Source organism: Solirubrobacter deserti (assembly GCF_027587175.1).
GTDB classification, from domain to species: Bacteria; Actinomycetota; Thermoleophilia; order Solirubrobacterales; family Solirubrobacteraceae; genus Solirubrobacter; species Solirubrobacter deserti.
Genome location: NZ_JAPCID010000014.1, coordinates 133,505 through 147,280, shown reverse-complemented (window position 1 = coordinate 147,280; position 13,776 = coordinate 133,505). Strand labels below are relative to the sequence as shown.

At 73.7% G+C, this 13,776-nt stretch carries 11 protein-coding genes and 1 tRNA gene; 4 read left to right on the top strand and 8 right to left on the bottom strand.

The features are described 5' to 3' along the window. Both OJ962_RS12270 and OJ962_RS12265 read left to right on the top strand, forming a co-directional pair. A partial coding sequence (locus tag OJ962_RS12270; protein WP_270006362.1) for an ATP-binding cassette domain-containing protein occupies positions 1-718 on the top strand: 718 nt, incomplete at its 5' end. A gap of 79 nt (positions 719-797) precedes the next feature. Then, positions 798-2,480 carry an ABC transporter ATP-binding protein gene (locus OJ962_RS12265; protein ID WP_202956510.1) on the top strand — a complete coding sequence of 561 codons (1,683 nt, stop codon included), beginning with the start codon at positions 798-800 and terminating at the stop codon, positions 2,478-2,480. Between the two features lie 121 nt (positions 2,481-2,601). Here the strand turns inward: OJ962_RS12265 and OJ962_RS12260 are convergent, their stop codons facing one another. The 4 genes from OJ962_RS12260 to OJ962_RS12245 all read right to left on the bottom strand — a co-directional run bounded on the left by OJ962_RS12260 (position 2,602) and on the right by OJ962_RS12245 (position 8,670). Continuing rightward, positions 2,602-3,624: an iron-siderophore ABC transporter substrate-binding protein gene (locus OJ962_RS12260; protein WP_202956509.1), complete on the bottom strand. Its 1,023-nt coding sequence runs from the start codon at positions 3,622-3,624 to the stop codon at positions 2,602-2,604. Between the two features lie 19 nt (positions 3,625-3,643). Then, positions 3,644-6,355, bottom strand: a complete 2,712-nt coding sequence (locus tag OJ962_RS12255) for a helix-turn-helix transcriptional regulator (RefSeq protein WP_202956508.1) — start codon at positions 6,353-6,355, stop codon at positions 3,644-3,646. Positions 6,356-6,421: 66 nt separating this feature from the next. After that, positions 6,422-7,807, bottom strand: a complete 1,386-nt coding sequence (locus OJ962_RS12250; protein WP_202956507.1) for a hypothetical protein — start codon at positions 7,805-7,807, stop codon at positions 6,422-6,424. 98 nt (positions 7,808-7,905) lie between these two features. Then, on the bottom strand, positions 7,906-8,670 hold the full coding sequence (locus OJ962_RS12245) for a class I SAM-dependent methyltransferase (protein ID WP_202956506.1): 765 nt from the start codon (positions 8,668-8,670) through the stop codon (positions 7,906-7,908). A gap of 39 nt (positions 8,671-8,709) precedes the next feature. On the opposite strand from OJ962_RS12245, the gene OJ962_RS12240 reads away from it, so the two are divergent. After that, a complete protein-coding gene (locus OJ962_RS12240) occupies positions 8,710-9,093 on the top strand; it encodes a helix-turn-helix domain-containing protein (RefSeq protein ID WP_202956505.1) in 384 nt (127 codons plus the stop codon). Here the strand turns inward: OJ962_RS12240 and OJ962_RS12235 are convergent. Further along, complete coding sequence (locus tag OJ962_RS12235) at positions 9,090-12,188, bottom strand: immunoglobulin domain-containing family protein (RefSeq protein ID WP_202956504.1); 3,099 nt, start codon at positions 12,186-12,188, stop codon at positions 9,090-9,092. The two genes, OJ962_RS12240 and OJ962_RS12235, sit on opposite strands and share 4 nt — an antisense overlap. Positions 12,189-12,302: 114 nt before the next feature. Between OJ962_RS12235 and OJ962_RS12230 the strand changes: the two genes are divergently transcribed. After that, positions 12,303-12,503: a DUF4177 domain-containing protein gene (locus OJ962_RS12230; RefSeq protein ID WP_202956503.1), complete on the top strand. Its 201-nt coding sequence runs from the start codon at positions 12,303-12,305 to the stop codon at positions 12,501-12,503. 40 nt (positions 12,504-12,543) lie between these two features. Here the strand turns inward: OJ962_RS12230 and OJ962_RS12225 are convergent. The 3 genes from OJ962_RS12225 to OJ962_RS12215 all read right to left on the bottom strand — a co-directional run bounded on the left by OJ962_RS12225 (position 12,544) and on the right by OJ962_RS12215 (position 13,766). After that, positions 12,544-12,617: transfer RNA gene (locus tag OJ962_RS12225), tRNA-Met, on the bottom strand. Then, entirely contained in the window at positions 12,595-13,041 is a 447-nt protein-coding gene (locus OJ962_RS12220; RefSeq protein WP_202956502.1) for a CoA-binding protein, read from the bottom strand. The genes OJ962_RS12225 and OJ962_RS12220 overlap by 23 nt, the downstream gene beginning before the upstream one ends. Further along, entirely contained in the window at positions 13,038-13,766 is a 729-nt protein-coding gene (locus OJ962_RS12215) for a DUF72 domain-containing protein (RefSeq protein ID WP_202956501.1), read from the bottom strand. The genes OJ962_RS12220 and OJ962_RS12215 overlap by 4 nt, the downstream gene beginning before the upstream one ends. Between the last annotated feature and the right edge of the window lie 10 nt (positions 13,767-13,776).

Genomic DNA, 13,776 nt, shown 5'->3' with positions numbered 1-13,776 from the left:
CGCCACGGCCGCGGGGTCCGCCACCGTGCCCTCGCCGCCCGCCGCCACGGTCCCGGCGCCCGCCACCGCGCCGTCGCCGCCCGCGACCGTAGGCTCGCCGCACCCCGCGGCGGGGCGGCTCGAGGTCCCCGCCGGTGCGGTGTTCGGGGTCGTCACCGACGACCCGGCGCCGCTGCTCGCGGTGCTCGGCCGGGAGGCGCCCGGCCACGTCGAGGTCGGCGGCGTCGACCTCGCGACGCTCGACCCGGCCGCCGCGCGCGCGACCGTCGTAGTCGCGCCGCACGAGGCGACGCTGTTCTCGGGCACGATCCGCGACAACGTGCCCGGCGCGGCCGAGGCCGCGTTGCGCGCGGCGGCCGCGACCGACGTGCTCGACGCCCTGCCCGACGGCATCGACACCGAGCTCGCCGACGCCGGCAGCTCGCTCTCCGGCGGCCAGCGCCAGCGGATCGCGCTGGCCCGCGCGCTCGCGACCGAGGCGCCCGTGCTCGTCCTGCACGACCCGACGACGGCGCTCGACGCCGCCACCGAGGCGCGCGTCGCCGGCGCGCTGCGCGAGGCCCGCCACGGCGCGACGACGATCCTCGTCACCACGAGCCCACTGCTGCTCGCCGCCTGCGACGCGGTGGCGATCGTCCGCGGCGGCGAGGTCGTCGCGGTCGCCCCGCACGCCGAATTGCTCGAGCACGACGCGACGTATCGGGAGGCCGTCGCATGACGAGCCGTCTCGGGCCCGGCCAGGAGGCGGGCCGCTCCTACCGGGTGCACGCACCCGGCCACCACAGCGTAGGCGCCCCATGAAGGAACGTCGCGTGAAGTCCCTGCCGGTCGCGACGAGCAAGCAGTGCTGGGCCGTCATCCGCGAGCTGCTCCGCCCGCGACGCACCCAGGCGATCGTCGCCACCGTCGTCCTCGTCGCCGCCGCGGCCGTCGGGCTGCTCGGCCCACTGCTCCTCGGCGAGATCGTCGACCGCGTCGACTCCCGCACGGGCTCGATCACGTGGCCGGCCGTCGCGCTGCTCGGCGCCGCGCTCGGCGAGGCGCTCCTGGCGGCGCTCGGCCTGACGCTCATCTCCTACCTCGGCCAGCCGATCCTCGCCAGCCTGCGCGAGCGCGTCGTCGCGAAGGCGCTGCGGCTCCCCGCGGCGCAGATCGAGCGGGGCGGGCGCGGCGACCTGCTCTCGCGCCTCGGGGACGACATCGCGGTGGTGTCCGAGGCCGTCGTGGAGGCGTTCCCGCCGCTGGCCGCGGCGAGCCTCACGCTGCTGCTGAGCTTCGCGGGCCTGGCGACGATCGACCCGCGGCTCACGCTCGCGGCGCTGCTGGTCGTGCCGGTGCAGGTCTGGGCGGTGCGCTGGTACGCCAAGCGCGCCGGCCCGGCCTACGCGGAAGAGCGCAAGGTCAGCGGAGAGCGCGCGCAGGCGATCCTCGACGTCGTCGGCGGCGCGAAGACGATCCGCGCGCTCAACCTCGCCGGCACCGCGCTGCCGCGCGTGGAGGCGCGGTCGGTGTCCTCGATCGCCGCCGTCGTGCGCACGATCCGCATCTCCACGCACTTCAGCTCGCGCCTGAACGCGGCCGAGTTCGTCGGCACCGCGTCGGTGCTCGTCGTCGGCTTCTTCCTGGTCGACGCCGACGCGATCACCGTCGGCGCGGCCACCGCCGGCGCGCTGCTGTTCATCCGCAACTTCGACACGTTCAACATCGTGCTCGGCACGATCGACGAGGCCAACCGCGCGCTCGCCGCGCTCGCGCGGCTCGTCGGCGTCCTGCAGGTGCCCGACCCGCCCTCACCGGAGCCACACGACGGCGCGCACGTCTCACTGACGAACATCAGCCACGCCTACGACGGCGGCCCGCCCGTCCTGCACGACATCGACCTGCAGATCGCGGCGGGCGAGCGGGTCGCGATCGTCGGCGTCTCCGGCAGCGGCAAGACGACCCTGGCGAAGGTGGTCGCGCGCTTCCACGAACCGACCTCCGGCACGGCGCACGTCGGTGACGTCGCGCTGGTCACGCAGGAGGTCCACGTGTTCGCGGGCACGCTCGCGGACGACCTGCGCCTCGCCGACCCGACCGCCTCCGACGAAGCCCTGCGCGCAGCCCTACAGGCCGTGAAGGCCGACTGGGCGAGCCTGGACACGGTCGTCGGCCACGGCGGCGTCGAGCTCACGCCCGCGCAGGCGCAGCAGCTCGCGCTCGCCCGCCTGCACATCCGCGACCCGCAGATCGCCGTCCTCGACGAGGCCACGGCCGAAGCGGGCAGCGCGGGCGCACGCCTGCTCGAGCAGGCCGCTGCCAGCGTGCTCGACGGCCGTACCGCGCTCGTGGTCGCGCACCGCCTCACGCAGGCCGCGCGCGCCGACCGGATCGTCGTCATGGACCAAGGCCGGATCGTGGAAAGCGGCACCCACAAGGAACTGGTCGCCGCCGGCGGAACCTACGCGGCGCTCTGGCGCGCCTGGTCCGCCGAGCGCTGACCAGCGAGCCGCGCGCCCTCGGCGAGCGTCGCGAGCTGGCCCACGCGATCCCCGGGTCGATGTTCTCGAAGCGGCGCTGTACATCCTGTACATCGCCGCCCGTTTCGATGTGACTCGATGTTCACGAGCCGACCACGGCCTCCGGCGACCGCCCCGCGACCGCGTCGGCCAGCGCCGGCGTCAGCTTGTCCAGGATGTAGTCGAACGCCAGCGGCGTGAGGAAGTACATCGCGCCGCTGAGCGTCGCGTCCGTGTACACGGCGCGCTTGCCCCTCACGGCCTCCAGGAACTTGAACGTCGGCACCTTCTTGAGGTTCGCGATGTCGCTCTCCTTCTCGGTCGCGAACACGATCACGTCCGCGTCGATCACGTCCAAGCGCTCCTCGGACACCGCGACCTGCTCGCCCGGGTTCTTGACCAGCGGCGTCAGCTTCGGGTTGATCGTGAAGCCCAGGAAGGAGAGGAAGTCCGTGCCGAGCCCGGCCGGATAGACGTAGATCTCACCGTCGTAGAACGCGTTCTGGGAGAACGTCGCCGTCTTGCCCTTGAACTCCGGGTGCTCGGCCGCGGCGGCCGCGTAGCGCTCCTTGACGCCCTGGATGAGCTTCGCGCCCTCGTCCGGCTTGCCGAGCGCCTGCGCCACGAGCGCCACCTGCTTGTCCCACGGCGAGAAGTACTGCGTGCCGCCCTTGGGGGTGCCGATCGTCGGCGCGATCCTGGACAGCTGGTCGTAGGTCTTGCGCTCCAGGCCCGCGTTGACGCCGATGATCAGGTCCGGCCGCAGGGAGGCGATCTTCTCGAGCTCGAGCCCGTCGGCCTGGGAGAGCACCGTCGGCTTCGCGTCCCCGAGCGCCTCCTGCGCCCACGGCCAGACGGCGTAGGGCTGCTCGCCGTACCACTCGGTCGTCGCGACCGGCGTGTACCCGAGCTGGAGCACGATGTCCTGCTCGGTGAGCCCGACCACCACGATCCGCTCAGGCTTCTTCTCCACCGTCGTGGTGCCGAACTCGTGCTCGACCACCTGCGGGAACGTCGCCTCGGGCGCGGCGGCGGCCGCGGGCGTCGGCGTGGACTCGGGTTCTTCTGACGAGCCGCAGCCCACGAGGAGCAACGCGACCAGGAGCAAGACGGCGATCGGGCGCATTAGGGCACCCTAACTCACCTCACGCCGCGCGCGCGTCCCCCTCCAACCCGAGCGCCGACGCGAGCTGCCCGCGCCCGCCGATCCCGAGCTTGGTGTAGCTGCGGCCGAGATGGACCTCGACCGTCTTGAGCGTCACCCACAGCGTCTCGGCGATCTGGCGGTTCGTCAGGCCCTCCGCGGCGAGCTGCGCCACGCGCCGCTCGGCCGGCGTGAGCGCCTCCACGCCCTCGAGCCGCTCGCGCCGCAGGCGCGCCCCGGACGCCTCCAGCTCGTTGTGCGTGTGCCGCGCCAGCAGCGCCGACTCGGTCCGGGCCGCCAGATCCAGCGCCTGGCGCAGCGGCTCCCGCGCCTCCACGCGGTCGCCGCGGATGCGCAGCCGCGCGCCGAGGTCGTGCAGCGCCCAGCCGAGCTCGCGCCGCAGCGCCGTCGGCTCCAGCGCGCTCACGGCCTCGCGCAGCGTCGCGATCGCCTCGTCGCCCTCCTGCGCGAGCGCGCGCCGGCGCAGCGCCATGCCGAGACAGCCGGGACGCCGGGCGGCGAGCGCGGCGGCGGCGTCGTGCTCCATCAGCTCCAGCGCTTCCTCGTGACGGCCGGTGGCGGCGAGCACCTCCGCCAGCCGCAGCCGGCCGAAGGCCGCGTTCGGGGCCGCCCACCCGCGCGCGTCGCCGAAGGCCACGACGCGCCGCAGGTCGGCCTCGGCCTCGTCGTAGCGGCGCAGCAGCAGTCGCACGCGGCCGCGGATGGTGAGCACGAACGGCTCGATGAACGTGCCCGCCGCGGCGCCGAGGTCGGTGTCGACCTCCGCCGCGGCCTCCTCGAGCTTGTCGAGCTCGACGAGGTTCTCGGCCAGCACGGCGCTGAGCGCGGGAACGGTCGTGACCAGGCCCTGCGCGCGGATGGCCTCCAGGCCGCTGCGCGAGCGCGCGGCGCCGAGCGCGACCGAGCCGAAGTCGCGGTGCCAGTAGCCCCAGGACTGCTCGACGAACAGCGTCGCGGCCAGCAGCCCCTGCTCGCGCACCGCGCGGTCGCCGGCCTCCAGGGCGCGTTGCGCCCCGCGCGCATCCTCGGCGAAGCGCAGCGCGTGCGTGACCAGGTTCCAGGTCGAGCTCGCGGGCCCGACGGTGGCGAGCAGCTCGCCGCCCCCGAGCGCCCGTTCGGCGAGCGCGACCAGCTCGTCCGTCGGCATCCCGCGCAGCGCGCCGTCGTTGGCCGCCGCGGCCAGCGCGGCCAGCGACGGCTCGCCCGCCGAGAAGCGCGCGCGCAGCCGCGAGCCGTCCGGGTCCACGAACAGCAACGCCTCCAGCAGCGCCGCCTCCAGGCGCAGCGCGAGCGTCGGGTCGGTCGCGTCCTCGGTCGCCTGCTCGAGCTCCACCACGGCCGCGGCCGGGTCCGTGTGGACGAGGTGGTTGGCGAGCGCGGCGTGCGCGCGCGCCGCGGCGTCGCCGTCCAGGCCACCGCGCAGGAGCTCGCGCAGGCGGTCGGCCCCGGCGGGCCGCTGCGCGCGGACCTCGAGCTCGGCGAGCTCGAGCGCGACGCCCGCCCGGTCCTCCGGCGGCTCCTCCAGCGCGCGGGCGAGATGGTCGGCGGCGAGGTCCGTGGCGCCCTCCGCCGCCGCTTCCTTGGCCGCGGCGCACAGGTCGGCGACGGCGCGCGCGTCACCGGCGGGCTCGGTCGCGTGCCAGTGCGGAGCGATCGCGCCCGCCCGCAGCCCCCGCTCGCGCAGGCGCAGGGCCGCAGCACGGTGCAGCTCGGCGCGCTCGCCGGCGGGGATCGTGTCCAGCACGGCCGCGCGCACGAGCGGGTGGACGAACGCGCGCCCGTCGAGCACGTCGGCGGCGACGAGCCGGTCGAGCGCGTCGGCGGCCGAGGAGAGCTGCGCCACCGTGGCGACGTCCTCCACGGTCGCGCGTTCGCCCAGCACGGCGGCCGCTCTCGCGGCCGCGACCGCGTCGGCGCCCAGCGGCCGCAGCCGGCGCTCGATCGCGGGCGCGACGCCCCGCGCCCCGATCTCCGCCAGGCGCTCCGCGCTCACGACGTCCTGGCCGCCCACCTCGCGGCCGAGCACGGACAACAGCAGCGGGTTGCCGCCCGTGACCTCGAGTGCGGCGTCGAGCACGGAGCCGGGCAGGTCCAGCAGCGCGGCGGCGGCCTCCCGGTCCAGCGGCCGCGGCCGGACGACCTCGGCCGACGCGCGCAGCTCGTCCAGCAGCTCCTGCGCGGCGCCCGGCTCGCTCGGGCGCGTGGTCGCGATCAGCGCCACGCGCAGGCCGTCCATCCGCCGCGCCAGGTACTCCAGGAAGCGCAGCGAGGGGACGTCGGCCCAGTGCAGGTCGTCGGCCAGCAGCACGACCGGCTGCTGCTCGGCGAGGTTCGCGGTCAACCAGTACAGCCCGTGCAGGACCGCGAAGCCCGCGTCCTCGGCGCCACTGGACGCCGGGTCGAGGACGACGCTCGCGTGCGCGGCGGCGCCGGTCATCAGCTCCGGCTTCGCGACCCGGTCCAACAGCTGGTGCACGAGCCCGAACCCGAACCCGCGGTCCAGCTCCGACGCGCGCGCCGAGAGCACCAGCGCGCCGGACGCCCGCGAGCGCGCCGCTTCCAGCACGGCCGTCTTGCCGATGCCCGCGGGGCCTTCCAGGACGAGCACGGCGCCGGTGCCCGTCATGGCACCGTCGATCGTCCGCCCGACAGCGGCCAGCTCGTCCTCACGCGCCAGCAGCCCGTCAGACATCAAGGGACCAAGAGTAGGGCGAGCGCCGGACCATGGCGCCCGCCCTACCCGCCTCCCCTCAGTGGCTCACTTCTTGAGCGTGTAAGTGGCGTTCGTGCCCGCGCCCGAGATGGCGAGCTTGGCCGACCGCTTGCCCTTGAGCTTCTTCTTGCCGGCGCTCGTGAACTTCAGCGTGGCCTTGCCCTCGCCGCCGGAGACGGTGACGCTGCCCTTGGCGACGGTGGTCTTGCCGAACTTGGCGGTGATCGTGTGCTTGCCGTTGGCCGCGCCGCTCAGCTTGAGCACTAGCCCTCGCTTGAGCGCGGCGGCGAGCTTGGTCTTCGTGACGCTGAGCTTGACCGTCGTGCCCGTGGGGGTCTCGGTGGTGGTGCCGCCGCCCTTGGCGCCACCGTCGCCCGGCTTGCTCGGGGTGCCCGGGTTCGTCGGGGTCGGCACCTGGCGCGGCGCCGGCACGTCGGCCGGACCCCAGTCGGGGTTGGTGGCGCCCGGCGCGATCAGCCTGCCGCCGTCGGTGAACTTCGGGCACTCGCCCTTGGTCGTGAACTTCGGCAGGGTCGCCATGTGCACGCCGGTCGTGTTCTCGGCCCAGAAGAGCTTCGAGGCGTCGCCGGCGAACGTCGGGCTCGACAGCAGCGTGTTCGGATCGTCGTCCTGCGCCATCGCGCAGCGCTCGGGATAGTCCGGGTAGAAGCCACCGACCGTGTTGCCGATCGAGATCTTCTGGCCGTCGGCGACCAGGGTCGCGATCGCGGTCTTGTCGCGCGACATGGCGGAGTCCTTCAGCTCGCCGTAGAACGCGTGATCGGCGAACCAGCGCTTGAGGCCGCTGTCGTCGGCCGCGCTCGGCGACCACAGGATCGCGTCCTCGTTGGGCTGGATGTACGGGTCGGTGAGCAGGACCGTGTCGTTGTCGATCCACGACGGGTCCTTCCAACCCGACCGGCGCTTGAAGCCCGGCTCGTCCCACGCCGTCAGGCGGTTCGGGTCCGTGAACGCCGTGCCGTGGTAGAGCCGCTGCAGCGAGCAGTAGGGCGGCTGGCAGCCGGGGCCGTAGCCCGTGTACTGCCAGTAGTAGGAGTAGGCGACGCGCTTGCCGTCCGGCGAGATCGCCGGGTCGAACGGGCCGCGGAACGACATGCTCGGGTCCTGCGTCGTCGACACGGGCGTGACGATGTCCGCGATCACGCGGCCGTCGCGCTCGAGGTGGACGATGTGGTCGCCGCGCAGCGCGGCCATCCGGCCGTTGTCGGCCTGCGAGACCGTCGAGTAGCCGCCGTCGAAGGTGACCTGGTACTCCCGTGAGCCGTCCGTGGTGGCGAGGAAGACGTTGCCGGACTTGATGTAGGCGACTGAATCGGCCTGGGCGACGGCGGGCGCGGCGAGCGCCAGCGCCGCGAGAGCGGCCGCGACGCCGGCGATCCGTCGCCGGCTGGAGGAGGGTGCGTCGTGCATGGCCGGCACTCTCGCCGCGCGCCGCCCGACCGGCATCAGGCACCCACCCCAATGTTGGTGGGGCCGAACGGGTTGGGGTGCGGGGAACCGAACGCCGCTCAGCGGGCCTGTACGAGCCAGCAGGCCGCCGTGTAGCGGACTTCGTCGTCATGGACGAACGGGGCGAACGCCGGGCGGACCGTCTCGATCACGCGTGCGCGCAGCGCCTCGTCCTCGATGCCGCCGAGCGCGATCCCGACCGGCCCGATGCGCGTGAAGTAGCCCTCCAGCGCGGATGCGGGCATCGCGCACTCGACGTCGAGCTCGTCGAGCTGGACGTCGTCCCAGCCCGCCTCGGTGAGGATGCGGCGGACCCGCTCGGGGTCGCCGAACGCGAACTGGCCGGCGTGCGGGTCGCGCGGCGGCAGGTCGGGCAGCAGCGGCTTGGCCGCGCGCTCGGCCGCGGTCATGAACGGGTTCTCCTCAGCCGTGCGCCACACGATGCAGCGCAGCCGCGCGCCCGCACGGCGCAGGTTCGCGAAGGCCGCGACCGGGTCGTCGAAGAACATCACGCCGAAGCGCGAGATCACCCAGTCGAAGCGCTCGAACGTGTGCGTCTGCGCGTCGGCGGCGAGGAACTCGAGGTCGGGCGCCCGCTTGCGCGCCGCGGCGATCATCGGCTCGGAGATGTCCACGCCGACGACGCGCTCGGCGCGCTGCGCCGCCGCGACCGTCGTGGCGCCCGTCCCGCAGCCGACGTCGAGCACCGTCCCGCTCAGCCCGTCGACGAGCGGCGGCACGAACCCCGTCATCACACGGTCCGTCAGCGCCTGCAGCTCCACCCACGCGTTCCCGCCCGCGCCCTTCCAGCGTTCTTTCTGCATGTCGGCTACGGTGCCAGTTCAAGCCGACTTGAGGTCAAGATGGACATCGCCGAAGTCACCGCCAGCACCGGGTTGCCGCCGTCGACGTTGCGCTACTACGAGCAGCGCGGCCTGATCGAGTCGACGGGCCGCAGCGGCCTGCGCCGCCAGTTCGACCCGTCGGTCCTGCAGCGGCTGTCGTTGATCGCGCTCTGGCGCCACGCCGGCTTCTCGCTGGACGAGATCGCGGGGATGTTCGGGCCCGACGGCGAGCCGCGCATCGACCGCGCGCAGCTCGCCGCGAAGGCCGACGAGCTCGACGCGCGCATCCGCGAGCTGAGCGCGCTGCGCGACGGGCTCCGGCACGCCGCCGCCTGCTCGGCGCCGTCGCACCTGGAGTGCCCGACGTTCCAGCGCGCCCTCGCGGCTCAGCGTCTGCCCTAGCGGCGCCCGGCCAGCGTCGCGCGCACGAGCAGGGTGGTCGTGCCGGTGCCGGTCGCGACCTTGACGCTGAACGCGAGCCTGGTCGTGCGGCCGCGCAGGCGCTGCGCCGCGGCCCTGGGCGCACGCACGCGCAGGCCGATGCGCCCGCGCGTGTGGACGGTCGAGACGGCGAGCGCGTACCGGCGGCCCGCGATCTTCACCGTGATCCGCTTCGGCGCGGTCACCGAGCAGGACGTGCAGGCGACCGTCGCGATGGTGGCCGTGCGGTTCGCGGCGAGGCGGCGGTGGCCCTTGGGCACGGTCAGCTGCGGGCGCGGCGTCGGCGTGCGCTCGGCGACGGGCGTGGCGGTCGGCTGCGGTGAGGCCTGTGCCTGCGGCGTGGCGGTCGCCGTGGGCGTCGGGGTGGGCGTCGGCGTCGTCTCGTGCGGCACCGTGACCGTCAAGACCGCCGCGTCGGAGCTGGCGGGGACCCCGAGCCGGTTGTCGGCGACCGCGCGGAACGCGGCCCCGTCGTCCGCGGCCGTCGCGGTGAGCTTCAGCGCCGAGCCGGTCTCCCCCGCGAGGTCGGCCCAGCCGGCCGCACCGCGGGCGCGGCGCTGCCACTGGAGCTTCGGCGCGGGCGTGCCGGACGCCCGCACGGTGAGCTCCACCGCCTCGCCGGCCTTCGCCGTCACGCTCTTCGGCTGGGTGGCGATGGCTGCCGGCGCCTGGCCGGTCAGCGGGAGGCCGATCCAGGCGTCGCCCGCGCGGTTCATGAACGTCGACACGTTCGTGTCGCTGTCGTGCAGGCGCAGGAACGCGCCCACGCCGTGCACCGCGCCCGGCTGCAGCTTGCCCGCCGGCACCGTGAGCGTGACCTGGAACCAGCCGCCGGAGTCCTGGAGCCGGCCCCGGTAGAGCTGGCCGCCCTTGACCTGCGGCGAGGTCGCCAGCGGCGTGGCGTTGCCGGGCCGGCCGGGCTGCCAGCCGTCGGTGGTGAACACGCCCAGGTCGAGCGAGAAGTGGCGCTTGTCGCTCTCCTTGTCCGGGATGGTGAAGCCGGCGCCGACGACCGTGAACGTCGTCGCGACGCCCGGGTCGACGTTCCCGGCCGGCGCGAGCGCGAGCTGCGGACCGCCCGTCGCCGGGATCACGGTCAGGCGAGCCGGCTCCGACGCGGCGGTCGCGCCGTCGGCGTTGCGGGCGGTCGCGCGCACGAGCGCACCGTCGTAGGCGGCGGGCACCGACAGCAGCCGGTAGTCATCACCGCTGCGCTCGAACGCCTCGATGGCCTTCCACGTCGCGCCGCCGTCCTGGCTGACCTCCGCGCCGTGCGCGACCGGCGCCGGGTGCCCGGTCGCACGCGCCTGGAGCTCGACGCGGCTGCCCGCGATCGTCAGCGCGTCGCTGGGCTGGATCGTGAACGCGATCGCCTGGTGGGCGCGGCTCATGAGCTGCAGCGCGGGCGTCACCACCGTGCCTTCGTCGTTGCCGGCGCGCACGCGCACGTAGGTGTTGTTCCAGGAGGCGTCGAGCTTGCTCAGCGTCAGCGCTTCCCCGGTCGCGCCGGACACACCTTCACCGTCCTGGAGGTCGGCCCACGGGCCGTTGACGCTGCTCGAGCGCTGCCAGCGCAGGCTCGTCGCGTCCTCCAGGTCGGCGGTCAGCGTCACGTCGCGGCCCTCGACGAGCGGCAGCGTCGCCGTCGTGGCCGGTCCCGCCAGCACGCGCGGCAGTTGCGCGACCGGCGGTGCCGCGGCGAACGTCACGTCGAACGGGTACCCCGGCTTGTCCGGGTCGGCCGACAGGCCGCTGGTGTGCCAGTAGGTCGAGAGCTCCGTCTCATAGTGGAAGTCCACGAACGACTGCGGCCACGAGCCCCAGTTCGGGTTGCCCGCCTTCAGCGCGTCGGAGATCGCCGACGTCGTCGAGCGCACGCCGTCCACGAGCGGGAAGTAGTCGACGCCGGCGTAGTCCGGCTTAACGGTGATCCCGTCCGCCGTCACCTCGACATCCGGGAAGGTGGCGACGACGACCTCGCGCGGCGGCACGGTGAACGGGTTCTCGGGGTCCTCGCGGTCGGCGCCCTTGCCGCCGGCGGTCGCGGTCAGCGTGCCGGAGCCGTTGGCGGCGACGGTCAGCTTCGGGTCCTCGAGGTACCACGGCACGAGCCCGCTGTAGGCGTTGGCGGTGAACGCGCCCCGCCACTGGATCGTGGCCTCGCCCGTCGCCGGGTTCGCCGTGCCGGTGCCCTCGGTGAAGAGCACCCGCTGGCCGAGCGACGGCGAGCACTTGGTGCCCTCGGACACCGACACCAGCCCTTCGGCGGTGCGATGCGCGATGTGGACGTCACCGACGCGGCCCGAGAATCCGGTCGTCTTGCCCGCCGAGAAGAAGTTGCAGCCGTTGCCCGCCGGGTTGCCGCCCTGGTAGATCGGGCTGATGCCCCACTGCAAGCTCGCGTGGGCGACGGGCACGGCGGTGCCCGTGAGCCGCCGGACGGTCAGCTTTGCCGCGTTCGAGCTCGCGGGCCCGCCGACGGCGTTGTCGACCACAGCACGGAGCAGGGCGCCGTCGTAGCCCGCCGCAGGCCGCAAGCGCAGCTGCGCGCCGGTCGCGCCCGCGACGTCGCTCCAGCTCGCGCCGCCGTCGGTGCTGCGCTGCCACTGGTAGCTCAGCGGGCTGGTCCCGCGTGCGACCACCTGGAACTGCACCGGTCGCGACTCGAGCACGGTCGCGTCCTGCGGGTGCGTCGCGATCGACGCGCTGCCGTCGCCGACGGTCACCGTCGCGGGGCGCGTGTTGACCCAGCGCCCGCCGGTCAGGATGCGCGCGTAGATCCGGGCGCCGTCGTCGGCCGCCGTCGCCACGAAGCTGTACTTCGGGTCCGTCGACAGCGCCTTGACCTTGACGTCGGCCGGCGTCGCCACGCGGTACCACTCGACGAACAGGCCCCCACTCGTGACGCCCGTGGTCAGCGTCACGGTCGCGCCGGTCGCGACGGTCACGTCCTGCGGATGGATGACTTCGTCGCTCTGCGCCGATGCCGCCGCCGGCGACAGCAAAAGGGCGGCGAGCAGCAACGCGACCAGGGCATGGACACGGCGAGGGGACATGGGGAGAGCCTCGATTTCGGGGAGAACGCCGGGCAGGCACCCGGCCCACTTCAGGCACCCTAACAAACCTTGTTAGGGTGCCCTAACAATCGATCTGCGAGTTACGCTCGCGGCATGCCGAGCTACGAGTACCGGACCGACGTCATCACCCACGGCTTCCTCGGACGCAAGGATGAGGAACTCGACCGCGGCGCGCTCGAGAACAAGCTCAACGAGCTCGGCGCCGAGGGCTGGGAGTTCGACAAGCTGCTGCCGAACATGGCGCTCCACGGCGAGAAGGACGGGCACCTGCTCGTCTTCCGGCGCGAGCGCTGACCGAGAACGAAAAAAGCCGCCCTCTCGGACGGCTTCTCAATAGCGGGGACAGGATTCGAACCTGTGACCTTCGGGTTATGAGCCCGACGAGCTACCTGACTGCTCCACCCCGCGGCGGACGTCGAAATATAGCACCGCGTCCGCGAGCTTCAAGGCGCGGAAGCTCGATCGCGGGGCAGCGATTCATGACCACGCGCAGGCCCGCGGCGCGGGCGCGCGCGGCGGCCTCCTCGTCGATCACGCCGAGCTGCATCCAGACCGCCTTGGCGCCGATCGCGATCGCTTCGTCGACGTGCGCGGACACCGCCGAGGAGCGCCGGAACAGGTCGACGACCTCAATGCCCTGGCCGGCCGGGAGCGCCGGGAACACGCGCTCGCCGAGCAGCTCCTCGCCGGCTTCCGGGTTGACCGGGATCACGCGGTAGCCGCGCGCCTGCAGCAGCGAGGCGATCCGGTGCGAGTCGCGCCACGGCTGCGGCGAGCAGCCGACCACGGCCCACGTCCGGTACTGCGTGAGCACGTGCTCGATGTCCGTCACAGCAGCGCCTCCAGCCGCTTGGCGTTGCGCGGGGCGAACGCCTCCCAGTCGTTGTTGAAGTACACGAACACCTCGGCCGCCGAACGCACCTCGCGCAGGCGCGCGGCCCACTCGCGCAGCTCAGTCTCGGAGTAGTTGCCGCGCCGCCCGCGGTGGCCGTAGTGGAAGCGCACGAACGTCCAATCCGTGGTCAGCTCCAGCGGCTGCCATGGGCGCTCCGGGTGATCGCCGAACACCAGCGCGCAGCCGTACGCGCGCAGGATCGCGTACACGTCGTCGGTGAACCAGGACTCGTCCCGGAACTCCCAGCAGTGGCGCCCGGGCGGGAGCAGCGCGCAGGCCTCGGCCAGCCGGTCCTCGTCGCGCTTGAAGTTGGCCGGCAGCTGCCACAGCACCGGGCCGAGCTTGGGCGACTCGACCAGCGGCGCGATCGCCGCGTAGTACTTGGCGATCCCCTCCTCCATCTCCCGCAGGCGCTTGATGTGCGTCAGATAGCGGGAGGCCTTGACGGTCAAGACGAAGTCGTACGGCGTTCCCGCCACCCACCGGGCGACGGCCTCGGGCTTGGCCAGCCGGTAGAAGGTCGAGTTGACCTCGACGGTCCCGAACTGGCGCGCGTAGTAGGCCAGCCAGTTGCGCTGCGGGCAGCGCTCCGGATAGAACGCGCCGCCGCTCCAGCTCTTGTACTGCCAGCCCGAGCACCCGATCCGCACCGGCCGGTCCATCCTGGCACCC

Bases quoted from the DNA above. Each gene is read 5' to 3' on its own strand.
- OJ962_RS12240 (WP_202956505.1), top strand. From the start codon at position 8,710: ATGGACATCGCCGAAGTCACCGCCAGCACCGGGTTGCCGCCGTCGACG.
- OJ962_RS12245 (WP_202956506.1), bottom strand. From the start codon at position 8,670: ATGCAGAAAGAACGCTGGAAGGGCGCGGGCGGGAACGCGTGGGTGGAG.
- OJ962_RS12265 (WP_202956510.1), top strand. From the start codon at position 798: ATGAAGGAACGTCGCGTGAAGTCCCTGCCGGTCGCGACGAGCAAGCAG.
- OJ962_RS12260 (WP_202956509.1), bottom strand. From the start codon at position 3,624: ATGCGCCCGATCGCCGTCTTGCTCCTGGTCGCGTTGCTCCTCGTGGGC.
- OJ962_RS12215 (WP_202956501.1), bottom strand. From the start codon at position 13,766: ATGGACCGGCCGGTGCGGATCGGGTGCTCGGGCTGGCAGTACAAGAGC.
- OJ962_RS12230 (WP_202956503.1), top strand. From the start codon at position 12,303: ATGCCGAGCTACGAGTACCGGACCGACGTCATCACCCACGGCTTCCTC.
- OJ962_RS12235 (WP_202956504.1), bottom strand. From the start codon at position 12,188: ATGTCCCCTCGCCGTGTCCATGCCCTGGTCGCGTTGCTGCTCGCCGCC.
- OJ962_RS12250 (WP_202956507.1), bottom strand. From the start codon at position 7,807: ATGCACGACGCACCCTCCTCCAGCCGGCGACGGATCGCCGGCGTCGCG.
- OJ962_RS12255 (WP_202956508.1), bottom strand. From the start codon at position 6,355: ATGTCTGACGGGCTGCTGGCGCGTGAGGACGAGCTGGCCGCTGTCGGG.